At 41.7% G+C, this 17,062-nt stretch carries 13 protein-coding genes; 7 read left to right on the top strand and 6 right to left on the bottom strand.

Going from position 1 to position 17,062, the window contains the following annotated elements:
• Positions 1-163 precede the first annotated feature (163 nt).
• From AQ505_RS00645 to AQ505_RS00615, 6 genes are all read left to right on the top strand, one after another.
• On the top strand, positions 164-790 hold the full coding sequence (locus AQ505_RS00645) for a TetR/AcrR family transcriptional regulator (protein ID WP_062546395.1): 627 nt from the start codon (positions 164-166) through the stop codon (positions 788-790).
• Positions 780-2,093 (top strand): TolC family protein, encoded by a 1,314-nt coding sequence (locus AQ505_RS00640; RefSeq protein ID WP_062546394.1) that lies wholly within the window; start codon positions 780-782, stop codon positions 2,091-2,093. The genes AQ505_RS00645 and AQ505_RS00640 overlap by 11 nt, the downstream gene beginning before the upstream one ends.
• Before the next feature lie 21 nt (positions 2,094-2,114).
• The gene (locus tag AQ505_RS00635) at positions 2,115-3,158 is read left to right on the top strand and encodes an HlyD family secretion protein (RefSeq protein ID WP_062546393.1); all 1,044 of its coding nucleotides are present in this window, start codon (positions 2,115-2,117) and stop codon (positions 3,156-3,158) included.
• Positions 3,159-3,162: 4 nt separating this feature from the next.
• Positions 3,163-4,710 carry a DHA2 family efflux MFS transporter permease subunit gene (locus tag AQ505_RS00630; protein WP_062546392.1) on the top strand — a complete coding sequence of 516 codons (1,548 nt, stop codon included), beginning with the start codon at positions 3,163-3,165 and terminating at the stop codon, positions 4,708-4,710.
• 238 nt (positions 4,711-4,948) lie between these two features.
• On the top strand, positions 4,949-7,540 hold the full coding sequence (locus tag AQ505_RS00625) for a phosphoenolpyruvate carboxylase (protein ID WP_062546391.1): 2,592 nt from the start codon (positions 4,949-4,951) through the stop codon (positions 7,538-7,540).
• A gap of 180 nt (positions 7,541-7,720) precedes the next feature.
• Entirely contained in the window at positions 7,721-9,205 is a 1,485-nt protein-coding gene (locus tag AQ505_RS00615) for a serine hydrolase domain-containing protein (RefSeq protein ID WP_082461369.1), read from the top strand.
• A 140-nt stretch (positions 9,206-9,345) separates the two neighbouring features.
• Here the strand turns inward: AQ505_RS00615 and AQ505_RS00610 are convergent, their stop codons facing one another.
• The 3 genes from AQ505_RS00610 to AQ505_RS00600 all read right to left on the bottom strand — a co-directional run bounded on the left by AQ505_RS00610 (position 9,346) and on the right by AQ505_RS00600 (position 13,064).
• Positions 9,346-9,930: a carboxymuconolactone decarboxylase family protein gene (locus AQ505_RS00610; protein WP_062546388.1), complete on the bottom strand. Its 585-nt coding sequence runs from the start codon at positions 9,928-9,930 to the stop codon at positions 9,346-9,348.
• 76 nt (positions 9,931-10,006) lie between these two features.
• Positions 10,007-10,552 carry a peroxiredoxin gene (locus AQ505_RS00605; protein ID WP_062546387.1) on the bottom strand — a complete coding sequence of 182 codons (546 nt, stop codon included), beginning with the start codon at positions 10,550-10,552 and terminating at the stop codon, positions 10,007-10,009.
• Between the two features lie 145 nt (positions 10,553-10,697).
• Positions 10,698-13,064 (bottom strand): S9 family peptidase, encoded by a 2,367-nt coding sequence (locus AQ505_RS00600; protein WP_062546386.1) that lies wholly within the window; start codon positions 13,062-13,064, stop codon positions 10,698-10,700.
• A gap of 239 nt (positions 13,065-13,303) precedes the next feature.
• On the opposite strand from AQ505_RS00600, the gene AQ505_RS00595 reads away from it, so the two are divergent.
• Positions 13,304-14,704, top strand: a complete 1,401-nt coding sequence (locus AQ505_RS00595) for an aldehyde dehydrogenase family protein (protein ID WP_062546385.1) — start codon at positions 13,304-13,306, stop codon at positions 14,702-14,704.
• Positions 14,705-14,709: 5 nt separating this feature from the next.
• On the opposite strand, the gene ygiD is transcribed toward AQ505_RS00595, so the two are convergent.
• The 3 genes from ygiD to AQ505_RS00580 all read right to left on the bottom strand — a co-directional run bounded on the left by ygiD (position 14,710) and on the right by AQ505_RS00580 (position 17,053).
• Positions 14,710-15,537, bottom strand: a complete 828-nt coding sequence (ygiD, locus tag AQ505_RS00590) for a 4,5-DOPA dioxygenase extradiol (RefSeq protein WP_062550834.1) — start codon at positions 15,535-15,537, stop codon at positions 14,710-14,712.
• A gap of 47 nt (positions 15,538-15,584) precedes the next feature.
• On the bottom strand, positions 15,585-16,157 hold the full coding sequence (locus tag AQ505_RS00585) for a YceI family protein (RefSeq protein ID WP_062546384.1): 573 nt from the start codon (positions 16,155-16,157) through the stop codon (positions 15,585-15,587).
• Between the two features lie 83 nt (positions 16,158-16,240).
• Positions 16,241-17,053 carry a hypothetical protein gene (locus tag AQ505_RS00580; protein ID WP_062546383.1) on the bottom strand — a complete coding sequence of 271 codons (813 nt, stop codon included), beginning with the start codon at positions 17,051-17,053 and terminating at the stop codon, positions 16,241-16,243.
• Positions 17,054-17,062: the final 9 nt, after the last annotated feature.

Genomic DNA, 17,062 nt, shown 5'->3' with positions numbered 1-17,062 from the left:
TCAAAGATATTGATTTATTTCAAAATAGGAAGCAGCAAGCACAGAACTATCCACTTAATATTGCCGTATATATTGTCAACCGTTTGTCAATTAAGACTCGAAATCTAGTCCAGCCCTACAACTATTCAATCGATTGATTAATTTTGCTTCGTCAAATTTAGAAATGGAAAAAGCAGATAAAAAGGCAAGTATTCTGGACGCTGCGGAGCGATTGTTTACAGAATTGGGCTACGAAGGTACTTCTACCCGCCAAATCGCGAAAGAATCAGGAGCTAACATGTCCATGATCAACTACTACTTCGGCTCCAAAGAAGGAGTTTTCATGGAAATTATGTCCAAAAGAATCTTCGGTTTCAATGAGCAGCTCCTCAGCATCAGTCAGGATAAACTCTCTCACATGGAAAAATTACTGAAAGTAGTTGAAAACTATGCGAAGCGTATTTTATGTAACCCAGGTCTGCATAAAATGATGCACAGAGAACTGACGCTTTCCCAGCGCCCGGAGATGTTTCTGAAAGTAAAGAACTCCATGGCCAATAACCTTGTTGTGATTGAACAAATCATTGATGATGGCATTACAGAAGGTAGTTTCCGACAGGTAGATGTGAGAATGCTTATTGCTACAGTAATGGGCACCATTAGCAACGTGGCCATCTCTCCTGCAAAAATCACCTATGGCACGATTCTCGATATCAACAACGAAGAAGACAAATCCGTGATTACCAACCGTCTAATCGCTCATCTAAAAGACATTCTCATCGTGTATTTAACTCCCAATAATGATAAATAGAATCAAGTTCAGCGTCATCGCATTGCTCCTGCCGGGAATGCTTTACGCGCAAAACACCAAAAACCTGAGCTTATCGGAGGCCATACAGCTCGGCATTGAAAACAGCAAAAACCTGAAGCGTTCTCAGAACAAGGTAGATGCAGCGATCAATCAGCTGAGCATTGCCAAAGACATGGCTTTGCCAACGGCAGAGGCTTCTTTTCTGTACAATCATGCTGAAATTCCAACCAATCAACTCATCATCGGCGGTGCTGACCCAATTAATTTGCCAAAACGTGCAGATGCATTTGTGGGTACAGCAAGCGTAAAAGAGCTGATTTATGGTGGTGGAAAGCTGAGGTACGCAGAGGAATCCACTCGTTTGCTAACAGAGGTGGCCAGATTAGATGCAGATAAAGATAAGGAGGAGATCAGCTATGCGGTGATCAACACTTATTTTTCACTTTACAAAATCATCCAAAGTAAAAAGGTGGTGGCGCAAAATCTGGAATCCATCGCTGGCCAGCTGAAACAGGCAGAAAGGTTTTTTAGCCAGGGTATCGTCACCAAAAATGACGTGCTCAGGTTCCAGTTGCAACAAGCAAACGTCTCTTTAACAGAGATGGAGATTGAAAACAACCGAAAGATTATAAACTACAATCTGGATGTATTGCTAGGGATTTCTGAAGATACCGAGCTGCTGCCAACAGATCCTAACGATAACCTGAAAACCCTTCCTGCGTTAAGCAGCTACCTGGATCAGGCCTTCGCAAACCGTCAGGAGTTGAGACAGTTTGACATCAGGAATAAAGTAGCCGAGGTAAATATTAAGTCTGTAAAAGCCAATACTTTGCCTACCGTAGGCGTTGGGGCAGATTTGTATTATATCAACCCAAGCGGTTCTTTCATCCCGCCAACTCATCAGTTTTTAGTACCTATGACTTTAGGCGCCAATGTTTCTTGGAATATCGGTACACTTTGGACCAATAAGCATAAAGTAACTGATGCCAGAATTCAGCAGAAAGACGTAGAACTTCAGAAAGATGTTTTTTCCGACCAGGTGAAAACTGAAGTGAATAGAAATTATCAGAATTACCAGCTGTCGGTCAACAAGATTAAAGTATTAGAGACTTCTATCGCACAGGCCACAGAAAACGACAAATTACTGGCTTCAAAATATAAAAACAACGTGGCCTCTGCCATTGATAGAATTGATGCAGAAACGCTGTTATACCAGGCTAAAATTAACCTGGAACTGGCTAAAGCCGATGCCGGACTCGCCTATTATACCTTATTAAAATCAACGGGAAAAATCTCCCAATAAAAACCTTTTATATAAATTCCAATGGAAACTGAAAAGAAAAAAAAGAATATAGTAATCCCGATCATATTAGCAGTATTGATCATTGTAGGCGGGATTTTCGGGGTAAAAGAATTCATCTATTACAGCAAACACGTAGACACGGATGATGCACAGATTGATGGCGACATCAGTCCGGTTGTTGCACGTGTTGGCGGTTACGTAAAAGACATCAATTTCGAAGAAAACACGAGAGTAAAAGAAGGCGATGTTTTGGTGAAACTTGACGACAGCGACTATAAAGTGAAGCTAGAACAAGCGCAGGCAGGCCAGATGGGTGCTAGTGCAGGTGTAGGGGTTTCTGAATCTCAGATTGCCGCTACCGCAGCAAATACCAGCACTGCAAGAGCAAATATCGAAGCTGCAAGGGTAAAATTATCCCTAGCGCAAAAAGATTATGAGCGTTATGCAAATCTGGTAAAAGATGGTTCAATCACCCAGCAGCAATTTGACCAGGCTAAAGCGCAGAAAGAATCTGCACAAGCCGCTTTTACAGCTGCAAATGATCAATATGCTGCAGCAGTAAAACAAGTAGGAACTACACAATCTCAACTGGCAGTGAGCCATAATGGAGTTACACAACGCCAGTCAGATGTAGATTTCGCGAAATTACAGTTGTCTTATACCGATATTAAAGCTCCTGCAACAGGGATTGTTTCTAAAAAGAATGTTCAAAAAGGACAATTGGTTCAAGCTGGACAATCTTTGTTTTCTATCGTGAATGACAACAGCATTTATGTAACTGCAAACTTCAAAGAAACGCAGTTGGAAGACATCAAACCGGGCTTAAAAGTAAAAGTAGAAGTAGATGCTTATCCAAATGCGGAAGTTCAAGGTGAAGTATACAATTTCGCGCCGATTACAGGTGCAAAAGGTTCGCTTCTTCCTCCAGATAATGCGACAGGAAATTTCGTGAAAGTAGTGCAACGTATTCCGGTAAAGATTAAGATTACCAACGCTCCAAAAGAAATCCTGGAAAAACTTCGTCCTGGAATGAGTGTAAAAGTTTCCGTTTCTATAAAAGACTAACAAGATGGCCGAGAAAGGTTTAAAAAAGTGGGTGATCACGTTCACGGTAATCACAGCCTCCTTACTGGAGCTGATTGATACCACCATTGTGAACGTTGCCATCCCTCAGATACAGGGTAACCTGGGCGCAACCCTCGAGGACGTGGCCTGGTTATCCACCGGTTACGCGGTCGCGAATGTGATCGTTTTACCCATGTCCGGCTGGCTGGGGAGTCGTTTCGGACGTAAAAATTATTTCCTTTTTTCCATTGTTCTCTTTACCATCGCCTCTTTCCTTTGCGGAAATGCGACCAATCTGGAAGAACTTATCGCCTTTCGTATCCTTCAGGGACTTGCTGGAGGAGGATTAATTTCTACCGCACAAGCCATCTTAATTGAAACCTGGCCCCGAGAAGATATCGGTATTGCCACCGCATTATTTGGACTGGGAGCCGTAGTAGGCCCTACTGTAGGTCCAACTATTGGTGGATATTTACTGGAAGTGAGCTCCTGGCCACTGATCTTTTATGTGAACATTCCCGTTGGAATTCTCGCCGCGTACTGTACCTATACCTTTGTGAGGGAAACACCAAAAGAAGGAAAAGGAATGCCGGTAGATTGGTGGGGCATCGTGTTACTCGCGATTGCTGTAGGTAGTTTACAAACGGTTTTAGAAAAAGGAGAAAGTGAAGATTGGTTCGCTACACCATACATTACGGCATTGGCTGTGGCTTCCGTATTGGGCTTATTGCTCTTCATCTGGAGAGAACTGAGCACAGATCACCCGATTGTGAATTTTAAAATTATGAGGCACCGTAGTTTCTCTGTAGGGATGTTTACCTCCTTTATTTTAGGATTCGGATTATATGGTTCTGTGTTTGTATTTCCGGTTTTTTGTCAGAATTTACTGGGCTTCTCGCCGCTTCAAACTGGAGAATTGCTATTCCCAGGGGGACTTTGTACGATTGTCATGATGCCTTTTATCGGGATCATGCTCAAGAAAAATATCCCTGCACAGTTTATGGCAACCATTGGAATGTTCCTTTTCTTCGTTTTCTGTTCTATGCTAAGCAACTCGACTTTACAATCGGGAACCGGAGATTTCTTCCTGCCACTGATCATTAGAGGTGTAGGTATGGCCTTACTATTTGTACCGCTGACTACATTGGCGATTCAGGACCTGAAAGGTGCTGAAATCGGACAGGGATCAGGATTGAACAACATGATGAGACAATTGGGCGGATCTTTTGGTATTGCAGCCTTAACGACCTTAATCCACGTTCGTCAAGGCTTCCACCGCAGTAACTTACTGGTGAATGTCAACGAAAACAACCCGGCCTTTACAGAGCGTTTCAATGGCTATATTCAGGGCTTTATCGCAAAGGGCTACAATTACCTGGATGCCAAATCACTGGCATTGAAAGCAATTGAAGGTGCGGTAACCAAACAAAGTTTACTGCTGACCTACAGCGACGCCTATTGGGTGGCAGGATTGGTGCTATTGTGCTCTATTCCATTGCTGTACTTACAGAAATTCAAGAAAAACGTTGCCATTCCGGTAGACGTACACTAACAAAAACAGCCGTTAAGAATATTCTTAACGGCTGTTTAACCCCAAAAAATTAACAATTAATTCTGCCTCATTTCAGCGCATACGCCAAACTCGGCAATTCTTTAAAAGGAATTTGTATAACCTCTATACCTCTAAGTTAATAAATTTAGTCCACAACCGCAATTAAATTAATTAACCGCATTATTCCCTTTTCCGAATCATTTTTGGTAGCTTAAGCGCGAAAAAATGAACCATAAAGATGATGCAGAAACAACGCGCTAAAGGCCAGAGAGAGTCCGTATTCAACAATGAGGTTGTCTCCAGATTTGAACTTTACAACAGCCTTTTCCTTACCCTTCCCTTCTACAGAGTAAAAGATACCGGAACTTTGCTTCCGCTCTTCATTAAGTATTGCGAAGATGGTGTCAAGAACCACGAAACGCCAGCAGGAATCATTAATGCATTTTTTGAAAAGTATACCCAAAATAATTCTAAGAAAGACATTATCGACCTACTTTTCCGCTTCATTCAATACATCGAACGCCAGGTGGTATTGTTTGATGCTGTTGAAGATGCCTCCTTCAATAAACTAAATGCAGAAGAAGAACACAGTGCTTTACTTGTTTATCTGAAGAAGGCGGTTGACAATCCAGCCTTAACCGAAAAAATTGAGAAACTAATTGAAGAGTTTTCCCTGAGACTGGTACTGACCGCCCACCCTACCCAGTTCTATCCTGGAAGTGTGCTATCGATCATTACCGACTTAACCACCGCCATTAAGACGAATGACATTTCTACCATCAATCAGCTGCTGCAGCAATTGGGTAAAACGCCATTCTTTAACAAAAAATCACCTACTCCAGTAGATGAAGCTTTGAGCCTGGCCTGGTACCTGGAAAATGTATTCTATTTTGCTGCTGCCAATATCCAATCGGAGATTGACCAAAGCTTAAATGATTATAACCTGGAATCTAAAAAAATCATCGAACTTGGCTTCTGGCCAGGAGGCGATCGTGACGGGAATCCTAATGTGCATGCCGATTCTACCATTCAGGTGTCCAAAATGCTGCGTCAGATCCTTTTCAGATGTTATTACAGGGACTTTAGAAATCTGAAACGCCGTATTACCTTTAGAGGTGTAGAAGAAAATATTGCCTTAGTACAAGAAACGCTATACGCACAGGCCTTTAATCCAAATATTGCTACAGAAGACATTTCTGCCAGCTTAATTGAGATCCTGAACAAGATTAAAACCACGCTTTTAGAAGACCATGACGGCTTGTTTGCCGACCTTGTTTCAGACCTGATCCGCAAGATGGAGCTTTACGGCAGTCACTTTGCCTCTTTAGACATCCGCCAAGACAGCAGGGTACTAAGAGATGTACATACTTATTGCCGCCAGAGCAAGCCTTTAACGACCCTGTATCCTGAAAACTATGAAAACCTAAATGAGCAGGAGAAGATCAAGGCCATGATCTTTAAAAGTGCCAAGGTGAATTACACGGAACCAGCAAACTCTTTAACGGAAGATACCCTGCAAACCATCGCAGAGATCAAGCAAATTCAGCAGATCAATGGAGAAATGGCCTGTCACAGGTTTATTATCAGTAATTGCCAGCAGGCGAGTGATATCTTACAGCTGATCGAACTGTTCCTATATAATGGCTGGACAGAAGATGAACTGACCATAGATTTCGTACCTCTTTTTGAAACCGTACATGACCTTGCAGATGCTTCCGAAATCATGGAAACGCTGTACAGTCACCCATTCTATAAAAAACATTTACAAAACAGAGGCGGTAAACAGCACATCATGCTGGGCTTCTCTGACAGTACCAAAGACGGTGGTTATTTGATGGCCAACTGGTCTATCTTTAATGCGAAAGTAGCCCTTACTGAAACTGCCGACAAGCATAATATTCAACTGGCCTTCTTTGATGGCAGAGGTGGTCCTCCTTCCAGAGGTGGTGGTAAAACACACCGTTTCTATGCTTCTATGGGTAAGGAAATTGCCAATAAAAACATCCAGTTAACCGTTCAGGGTCAAAGTATCAGCTCTCAATACGGATCGATTGACAGTGCCGAATTTAATATGGAGCAACTGATCAATGCGGGGATTTCTGCCGGCATGAAGGAAAAACACAACATCCTGCTGGATCCTTTACATAAAAACCTATTGGATGAAATGGCTACAGAAAGCTTTGAAGCCTTTGTTTCCTTACGTAAACATCCTTTGTTCCTGAGCTACCTGGAGAAATTCTCTCCGCTTACCTTATTGTCTAAGATTACGATCAGCAGCAGACCGGTAAAGAGAAATTCTGGAGAAGCATTGAAGCTCGAAGACTTAAGAGCCATCAGTTTCGTCACCGCATGGAGCCAGCTGAAGCAAAACATACCAGGTTTTTACGGGATCGGAACCGCACTAAAAAGCCAGTTAGATCTTGGAAACTGGGACAAAGTGGTTAAAACTTATCAGGAATCCGGCTACTTTAAAACCATTATCGACAATTGTATGATGTCTATGAGCAAAGCCGATTTCGCCATTACTGCCCATTTTGCCAATGATACAGAATATGGCGCATTCTGGACTACGCTTTACAACGAATTTGAGCTCTCTAAGGAGCTTTTATTAAAGCTGTCCGGACATGAGAGTCTGATGGAGAATTACCCAGTTGAGAAACGCTCTATTTCCGTTAGGGAGAAGATTGTACTGCCATTGGTATTGATCCAGCATTACGCATTAGAACAGCTTCAAAATGACAATATTTCTGAGGAAGAACAGCAGTCATTAGAAAAACTATCTATCAGAACCGTTTATGGTATCGTAAACGCGGGAAGAAACCTCGCTTAACTGCTACTAAAAAGGAGAACTATACTTTTCATCCCCGAAGCTTTGCTGAAACGCAAAGATTGGAATGTCTTCAAAGCATAGTTCTCCTTTTATAGATACTGCAATACACTCCTTCCTGCTACCGGATTTCACGACTAAACTGGTTAATGGCTTACACCGACTTAATGGACTACCCCAATTATGAGCACCAATCCGTACCGTTTTATTTACCTCTGTATATTTGTGTTGTTTCCGGTGATGCTGCATGCACAAACAAATCAAGAAAGTCAACAGATCGACAAACTGGTAAAGACCTTTGTAGCTCTTGATCAATTTAGCGGGACTGTGCTGGTCGCGAAAAAGGGTAAAGTTGTGTTTAGCAAAGGTTATGGTTTGGCAAACCGGGAATGGAATGCCGCAAATACTGCCGATACGAAATTTAGAATTGGTTCGCTCACCAAACAGTTTACGGCGATGCTAATCCTACAGCTTTATCAGGAAGGAAAAATCAATCTAGATGGACATATTTCCGATTACCTGCCCTATTACAGAAAGGATATTGGTACAAAAGTAACTATTCACCAGTTGTTGAGCCACACTTCCGGACTTGGTGATTTTGGCAGCAGAGAGGATTTCTGGGAAATCTGCAAGACAGAATATACGCCCCAGGAATTTATAGAGAAGTATTGCAGCGCGGACCTTGAGGCTGATCCTGGTCTTCGCTATCGTTATTCCAATTCCGGCTATTATATCCTTGGAGCCATCATAGAATCGCTGCGGTCTAAGCCCTACAGTGAAGTGCTTAAAGAAAGAATACTGGATGTGCTTGGGATGAACAGCTCAGGCATGGAGAGGAGAAAAGAAGTACTCAGCAAACAGGCCTCAGGTTATAACCTCCAGTATGGAAAATATACAAAACCTGATTATATCAACCTTTATGCGGTCATTTTTGCGGCAGGGGGAATGTATGCTACGGTTGGGGATCTTCTGAAATGGGACAGGGCATTGTACACTGAACAGTTACTATCAAATAAAAACCTGGAGCTCCTGTTTAAACCGAATATGGAGAAATATGCCTACGGGATAATGTTCAACAAGATGAAAATCCCCGGTCTCGCTTTTACTTCTGAGTTTTCCTCACATACCGGGGCAATCAATGGCTTCAGATCGATAATTGTCAGGGAAAAACATAAAGAGCAAGCGATCATTATCTTAGGCAATACAGCCCCTGGAGGGACAAATGTAGACCTTAACCCCATCAGCAACAAGATATATTCAGTGATTAATGGCCTTAGTTATGAAGAACCAAAGCTGGAGATTGTGCAAGCAATGGCCCCTAAAATCCTGAATGGGTCCGTTGAAGTAGGCATTTCATTTTACAGGAAAGAGAAGCTGGAGAAAAACAGAAGATTTGAATTCAATCTGGCTGAAGGTGAGTTAAACACCATGGGCTATTATCTTTTAGGAGAAGGTAAAAAAGCCGAAGCCTTAGCCATATTCAAATTGAATACTACGGAGTTCCAACAGTCCTGGAATGCCTTCGACAGCTATGCCGAGGCATTGGAAGGAGCCGGACAAATCAATGAATCAATCATAAACTACAAACGGTCTTTAACAGTCAATCCAGATAATACTCATGCAAGAGAGCGGTTAAAGTCATTAAGCGCTGCGACTTCCGAACCTTAATTTCAAAAAAAGAAGCTTTGCTATGAAACGGCCTAGAAAGTTTTGTGCTGTTTAGCGCAAAAAGTTTCAGCCGATGAATAGTCAAGCTTCTTTTTTAATTAGGACCTCATCAACCCTTCAGTTGCTCAGGAACAAACAAATTAGTAAATTACTTTTCCTGCAGAAGTAACGATTGAAGCGATACGGACCGCATCAAATACTCTTTCTTCTGTAGCGCCTAAAGCCAAGATCGAGTGCTCATGTGCATTCACACACATTTCACAGCCATTAACGGCAGAAACGGCGATGCTCATCAACTCAAAAAATTCTTTACCAGTAACCGGGCTGCTCATAATCTGCATGCGTACACGCGCAGGAATCTGAGTATATTTCTCTTTTCCGGTAAAGTGACGGAAACGGTAAAACACGTTATTTAAGGCCAATAAAGACGCACAACCTACTGCTTCAGCGATTTCTTCCGCTGTCGCTTCTTTTGTGATTGCTAATTTCTCAAAGAAATCAATCAATACTTTATTGTTGTTATTTACAGCAATACTCAATGCGATCAATGCGCATTCTTTATCGCTCAAATGACTTGAGGTAAAAGTGCTGCTTAAGTTCAATTTTAAATCACGTACGTATCTTGAATTGCCTTTTTCTAAAAGCGTAAGACTTTCATTTCTATACTCTGTTTCAAGACCTACTAGGGCTAATAATTCTTGAATAGTTTCTGTTGCTGCTGTCATGATAAATAAATTTTTGGGTAAAAGAAATCCCTGCAAAAATGCATTTTACAGGGATTCTCAGGATTAAACAGTAAAATTATACAGTTAAAGTCTCTTGACCTTTTTCCCAGTTACATGGGCAAAGTTCGTCAGTTTGCAAAGCATCTAGTACTCTGATCACTTCTTTAACGTTACGACCAACACTTAAGTCATTTACACTAGCCCAACGTACGATACCTTGTGGATCGATGATGAACGTAGCACGGTAAGCGATTTTTTCGTTTGGCTCTAAAATATCTAAAGCTTCAGCTAAAGATTTAGAAGTATCTGCTAACATTGGGAATTTCAAATCACGTAAATCATCGTGGTGAGTTCTCCATGCAGCGTGAACGAATTCAGAATCCGTAGATGCACCGATTAAGGTAGTATCACGGTCACGGAATTCATTGAAGTTATTGTTAAATTCAGCAATTTCTGTTGGGCAAACAAAAGTGAAATCTTTTGGCCACCAGAACATACAAGTCCACTGGTTGTTTTCGTTGATTAAAGAATCTGAAGTAATTGTTTCGAATTCTTTACCTTTTTCGATACTAACTACAGCAGTTTTTGAGAATGATGGGAATTGTTGACCTATATTAATCATAATTATTTGTTTTTTAATTTCGTGCTACAAAGGTAAGGCTATATCCCCTCAAATGCAACCAAATTCAAGAGATAACAGATACTTAATACTGATATACATATAGACAAAAACTATACATCAGTATCAAGAATTAGTTTTTCTCTATTTATTTTTTCAAAGTCGTTTCGAACAATTTATAAATGCGTTTATACTCATCCGTCCAGCTGGATGGCTCCACAAAACCATGATCTTCAACAGGATAAACAGCCAGCTCCCAGTTGTCTTTCCCTAGTTCAATGAAGCGCTGAGAGAGCCTTACGATGTCCTGAAACTGCACATTCACGTCTACCATACCATGGCACATTAACAAATTTCCCTTTAAACCATTGGCGAAGTAGATCGGAGAACTGCGTTTATAAGCCAATTCATCATTATATGGTTCATTTAAAATATTGGAGGTATAGCCATGGTTGTAATGCGCCCAATCGGTAACCGACCTTAAAGCTGCCCCACTGGCAAAAACATCCGGTTCGTTAAATAAGGCCATCAGCGTGATAAAACCACCGTAAGAGCCTCCATATAGCCCTACATGCTTCGGATTTACATTATATTTCTCTACCAGCATTTTCACACCATCCACCTGATCGGTCAGGTCTTTTCCACCCATGTGTCTGTAGATTCCGGTGCGGTGATTTCTGCCATACCCAGAACTTGCCGTATAATCGATGTCGATTACGGTATAACCATTGTCGGCCAGCATATTATTGAACATATACTCTCTGGAATATTGACTCCACCAGTAATGCACATTCTGTAAATAACCTGCACCATGAACAAAGACTACAGCAGGACGATTTGGATGTGGATTTTTAGCCGGATAAACCCTGGCATAAACAGCTGCTCCATAACGATTTTTAAAAGAAACCAGGTCTGGTTCCCTCCATGCGTAAGCTTTGAACTCTTCGGAAGTAGAATTGGTGACCTGAACGGCTTTTGCACCTGGTTTATTAGGCTGAATGTACAGCTCCCAGGGTTTATTCATATAAGAATAATTAATGGCCAGCCATTTTTCATCCGGCGAAAGCGTCACTTCATTTCCACCTTTCATACTGGTTAGTTGCACCAATGGCCCACCATTTACATCCAGTTTATAGAACTGCGTGATCCCAGGATGGTCTTTATTTGCAGTGATATAGAAGGTTTTCTTGTCTTTTGAAAGTTCTAGCTTCTGCACTTCCCAGTTCCCGGAAGTCAGTTGTTTTTTCTCTCCGCTGGCGATATTTGCCAAATACAAATGGCTGTATCCTGAAGCTTCACTTTGGAAATAAAAGCGATTTTGATCTACCCAGCCTACATTTCCCCAACCAATCCCAGGGCCGCCGATCCAGGCTTCATCCCTTTGTCTGTCTACGATGCTTAAGTTTCCGGTGGCGGCATCCAGTTTCAAAATCCAAAGGTCTTTATTGTCCTGTGCATCGGCCAGCATGATGGCAGCTGTTCCTGCCTCATTCCAATATGGCCCGCTAAGATTCACCTGGCGATCTTCGTTTTTCTTCTGGCGTTCTGCCAATTGCTTAGGATAGTCTTTTACGTAATCCGGAAGATCTTTAATCCCAGGAATCTGCTCCGTATGCACACTATACACAGTATCTCGCTGCTGGTCGTAAATATAGCTCTGAAAGGTTGGCAAAGGCTCCCCCACCTTAGTTCTACCTGCTATATCTTCTACATACCCTGAAGCGGTGATGAAATTGGGAACGATCGTATTTATAGTGCCAGCAGCAGGCGTCATCAGCTTATAGCTCAGATATCTGCCATCTGGACTGACGATTAATCCATTCAGGAACTTTTCCTCCAGATAGATCGGTTTTATCGTTTTCTCCGGCTTTTCTGGTGTCAGGTTAGCAAAACGCCCCCTTACCGGATTTCCTTCTTTGTTTCTTTTTTTAATGATGTCAAAAAGCTCGGTTTGTTCGTCTTTTAGCCAGGTACTTTGAATGGTAGGCTTGCCTTTATCCGCTGTATTTCCTGCTTTTCCCTTTACAAAATTCGTCAGCTGCGTAATTGCATTGTTCTTCAGTTGGAGTGTAAAAAGATTATCACCACGCTGAAAAACTACCGTCCCATCTTTTAAAAACCGAGGGTTAATTTCTCTTTCAATGGTGCGGGTTAACCGCTGCTCTTGCTTGGTTTTCGGATAATATAGGTACAGATCCCCCGATTTTTCAACGATACCAAGCGACCGGTCTCCTGAATAAATATAATCGGCACCAATAGCTGCAGTTTTCAGCTTTTCATCCGACTGCTCTCTTTTTAAGGAAGCTGCCTGTACTTGAAAACCTTCTGACTTATCTTTATTTTCAGGATTCCAGTCAAAAAACAGCACTTTACTATCCGCAGCCCAGCGGAAATTTGTGGGTGCTACGCCGATCCATTTCTGATCACGCATGATCTTTTCAACACTAAGCGCTGAATTTTGCTGAGCCTGAGCACTTGCACCTGCAAGCAGTAAGAGGGTAAATAATTTTTTCATTTTGTCTATTTTGGTGGTTCTAAACCGGGGCTACCTAATTACCCGGTCGGTTGGTCTGTTATTTATATTAAACGGATAAATATTTTTTTTCATCCCTGAAGGCCTACTCCTGGCTGTAGCATTATATCACTTGATAATTTTACATACCGAGCTTCAATATGAGCAGAAGATCGTTTCATTTTGTATATTTAGTAACCTCAGCAGAGGTCCTTTTCATTAGCATCACCTAGCCGGCATTTATGATACAAACTATTAACTCCGTTTTTAAAGCACAGCAAGCGTATAAATATACACTTAGAAATAGCAATGCGACGCAACGAATTAATAAATTGAGTGCTTTAAAGAGCAGTATACAGCTGTATGAAAAGGAGATTTATGCGGCCTTGCAGAGCGATTTAAGAAAGAGCGAATTTGAGTCGGCAATTACCGAAGTTGTTTTTATTTACAGCGAAATAGATTATGCCATTAAAAACCTGAGCAGCTGGATGCGTCCCCTAAAAGTAGGGAAAACGATTACGGCGCTAATGGCCAAAAACAGGATCTATTACGAACCAAAGGGTGTTTGCCTGATTATTTCACCTTGGAATTACCCTTTTCAGCTGATGATGGCCCCTTTAATTTCAGCCATTGCCGCAGGAAATTGTGCCATCTTAAAGCCTTCAGAATTAAGTTCTGAAACCAGTTCAATTATCTGCCGGGTGATTGAAGAATGCTTTGAAGAATCAGAAGTTTGCTGTTTTGAAGGGGATGCCACGCTCTCTACGCACCTGCTGAGTTTACCCTTTGATCACATCTTTTTTACAGGAAGTACTGCTGTAGGAAAGATCGTTATGGAAGCTGCATCGAAAAACCTGACCTCTTTAACCCTGGAACTAGGCGGAAAATCACCAACACTCATTGATGAAACGGCTAACCTGGACATCGCCGCCGCCAAAATTGCCTGGGGGAAGCTCACTAATGCGGGCCAAACCTGTATTGCACCAGATTATATCCTCATACAGGAATCGTTACAAGCAGTATTCATAGAAAAATATAAGGCGGCAGTTCAGCAGATGTTCTTTACAGATGACGGGGAACTCAACCTCTCCAGCTATGCTAAAATCATCAATAAAAAACATTATAACCGCATCCAGGGACTAGTAGACGATGCCGTATCAAAAGGTGCCAAGCTTCCTTACGGTGGCCCTGGAAATGAGTCTACACAGACCATTCTACCCACCATATTAACCGGTCTTTCAGAAAATGCAAACATCATGAAAGAGGAGATTTTCGGCCCTGTATTGCCTATTATCCCTTATAAAACTATGGAAGAGGCCATTGCATTCGTCAATAAAATGGACAAACCTCTGGCACTTTACATCTTTAGTCAGAATAAAAAACAGATTCAGCAGGTCATTAAAAGTACCAGCGCTGGCGGAACCTGCGTAAACGATGTGCTGATCCACATCAGCAATCCTAAATTACCTTTCGGAGGGGTCAATGGCAGCGGATTAGGCAGTTGCCACGGTCAATTTGGATTTAAAACTTTTTCTCATGAAAGAGCAGTTGTTTTTCAATCCAAATTGGACATGAGCAACCTGATTTATCCTCCTTATGAAAAAAAGGAATGGGTATTAAAATGGCTGAGAAAATTGATGTAAAATCCCTAACCGATTCTGACAGAAGTCATCGTTAAAGAGCCGGCAACAGCCTTATCATTAAAAAGTGTAACCGGTTCCTGATCATTTTTCAAACCTAAGGTATACATCAGCGGCAGGTAATGCTCAGGCGTAGGAATGGCTAGCATTGCTGCTTTACCTAAAGTCTGATAAGACTGTAAAGGCTGATGTTCGTTACTCAGAATTAGCAGTTTAAACTGGTCATTGATCTCTAAAGCCCAGTCGTAACCACCGCCATTGATCATTTCCCAGCTCATCATCCTCAGGTTATGCACCATATTACCACTGCCCATAATGAGCACTCCCTTCTTACGAAGTTCATACAGCTCTTTAGCCAGCTCATAATGAAACCTGGCATCTTTTGTATAATCAATGCTCAATTGTACCACAGGGACATTGGCATTTGGGTACATGTGCCTTAAAACTGTCCATGCACCATGATCTAGGCCCCAATCGTGGTCTAAACCTACTTCCACACTTTGGATCAGTTTTTTAGCAGCGACAGCTAGATCCGGGCTCCCTGGAGCAGGATAATTGACATCAAATAAAGCTTGCGGGAAACCTCCGAAATCATGGATTGTACTCGGAAAATCCATTGCTGTTAAATGGGTCCCTTTCGTAAACCAATGCGCGGAAACGACGATTACAGCCGTTGGAACAGGAATATTATGCGCCATATTGGCCCATTCTGCACTGAACTCATTGTCTTCAATCCCATTCATAGGAGAGCCATGTCCCATAAATAGAACGGGCATTAAATAATCCTGAAGAGGTAAATGCTGACTAAAGGTTCGGAATTGAGATAAGTTGTTCATGATCATGAAATCGTAAAAAGGGGGTATCCCCCCTAAATATCCTGTCCTTATTTTGCCTGAACAAATTCCAGGTTCAATGAGATTTTAACGTCTTTAGCTACGCCCATTCCTGTTGGATCAAATTTGATGTTATAATCCAGGCGATTAATGGTGGTATTAGCTGCAAAACCAGCTTTTGTTGTTCCTTTATCATCCGTATGCGTTCCACCAAAAACCACATTGAACTTTACATCTTTAGTGACGTCACGAATGGTCAGTTTTCCTGTCAATTCATAGTTATTTCCACTCAATTTTTTGAAAGACGTGCTCACAAAAGTCATATTTGGATATTTTTCGGCATTAAAGAAATCATCCGATTTCAAATGTTTATTACGTGGCTCTACACGTGTGTCTACGCTATTTACATCTACTGTAAAGTTGACTTTAGCATCTGTAAAATCTGCCTTCGCATCTTCTATGGTGCCATCAAATTTATTAAATGCACCATCTACAACTGAAATTCCCATGTGACCAACAGAGAAATTCACGAAAGAGTGCATAGGGTCAAGCTTCCATTTGGTTTGTGCAAAAGATGCCACGCTGATCGAAAGCACAACCAGTAATAAAAATACCTTTTTCATAATTCTATATTTTAGTGATTTACAAATGTATAACGAATTAAAAGGCAGATTGTTGATGTATGATAAGAAATACCGTCGGCAGCCTATTTAAGCACATTGTAAAAGTTGAACTCTGCTCTAATCATGTACATGTTTTTATTATAACGGTTGGCCACATTTCCTGCAACTTCAAACCTATAGCCCAAATCTATCCGTGTCCTGCTGTTGATAATCATCTGTACGGCTGGCGCAAAATCTATATAAGACTTTCCGTTTTCAGGATTGGTCTTCCCTAAAACCTCGAAATAAAGGTTAAAATTTGGCTGATTGTAGTTCTTATAGACAAATGGAAGTACCAGATAGCCGGAAGAAAGGCTATACCCCAGCATCTGATTTGGCTGAGGCATACCTAGCTGCTGTTTACTATCGCGTTCAAAAGACCTGGTATAGCTTAATGTAGTCGATAAGGCCAATTTGTGCAGCAATTGGGTGAAAATTAATCCGCCCTGAATACCCGAATTATCACCCTCCAGATTGATGTCTTCAGAAAACGTGGGCCTGCTGCTGGTACTGATTCTTCCAAATGCGGCTGCACGAAAATGACGTTTGATCTCATCTATAGAAAGAAACCTGTATTTCGCATATAAACTGGCTCCTTCCACCTTGTAGCTGCCATCCATATTGGATAAAAAGCCTTGTGCATGCACCATCAGGTTCTTATTGAAACCTAACATGAGCTCTGGAGTGGTTCTAATAGAGAAATCAGGACTAACCCGGCCTTCATTAGTCAGTCTGAATCCAACGGATTTTGCCGGCATATTGCTGGCAGGCTCGGTAAACACATATAATTCCTGCGCCTGAGCACTGGTCCCGATCGCAATCGCGATGGGCACCAGTAAAAATTTAAGAAATCTCATGCTTTACTG

The sequence above is a fragment of the Pedobacter sp. PACM 27299 genome (genome assembly GCF_001412655.1).
In the GTDB taxonomy this organism is placed as follows: Bacteria; Bacteroidota; Bacteroidia; order Sphingobacteriales; family Sphingobacteriaceae; genus Pedobacter.
This window is presented reverse-complemented; position numbering and strand designations above follow the sequence as displayed.

Excerpts from the sequence above, each read along its gene's own strand:
- AQ505_RS00635 (WP_062546393.1), top strand. The coding sequence starts at position 2,115 with ATGGAAACTGAAAAGAAAAAAAAGAATATAGTAATCCCGATCATATTA.
- AQ505_RS00585 (WP_062546384.1), bottom strand. The coding sequence starts at position 16,157 with ATGAAAAAGGTATTTTTATTACTGGTTGTGCTTTCGATCAGCGTGGCA.
- AQ505_RS00580 (WP_062546383.1), bottom strand. The coding sequence starts at position 17,053 with ATGAGATTTCTTAAATTTTTACTGGTGCCCATCGCGATTGCGATCGGG.
- AQ505_RS00640 (WP_062546394.1), top strand. The coding sequence starts at position 780 with ATGATAAATAGAATCAAGTTCAGCGTCATCGCATTGCTCCTGCCGGGA.
- AQ505_RS00610 (WP_062546388.1), bottom strand. The coding sequence starts at position 9,930 with ATGACAGCAGCAACAGAAACTATTCAAGAATTATTAGCCCTAGTAGGT.
- AQ505_RS00625 (WP_062546391.1), top strand. The coding sequence starts at position 4,949 with ATGATGCAGAAACAACGCGCTAAAGGCCAGAGAGAGTCCGTATTCAAC.
- ygiD (WP_062550834.1), bottom strand. The coding sequence starts at position 15,537 with ATGAACAACTTATCTCAATTCCGAACCTTTAGTCAGCATTTACCTCTT.
- AQ505_RS00630 (WP_062546392.1), top strand. The coding sequence starts at position 3,163 with ATGGCCGAGAAAGGTTTAAAAAAGTGGGTGATCACGTTCACGGTAATC.
- AQ505_RS00645 (WP_062546395.1), top strand. The coding sequence starts at position 164 with ATGGAAAAAGCAGATAAAAAGGCAAGTATTCTGGACGCTGCGGAGCGA.
- AQ505_RS00595 (WP_062546385.1), top strand. The coding sequence starts at position 13,304 with ATGATACAAACTATTAACTCCGTTTTTAAAGCACAGCAAGCGTATAAA.
- AQ505_RS00600 (WP_062546386.1), bottom strand. The coding sequence starts at position 13,064 with ATGAAAAAATTATTTACCCTCTTACTGCTTGCAGGTGCAAGTGCTCAG.
- AQ505_RS00605 (WP_062546387.1), bottom strand. The coding sequence starts at position 10,552 with ATGATTAATATAGGTCAACAATTCCCATCATTCTCAAAAACTGCTGTA.
- AQ505_RS00615 (WP_082461369.1), top strand. The coding sequence starts at position 7,721 with ATGAGCACCAATCCGTACCGTTTTATTTACCTCTGTATATTTGTGTTG.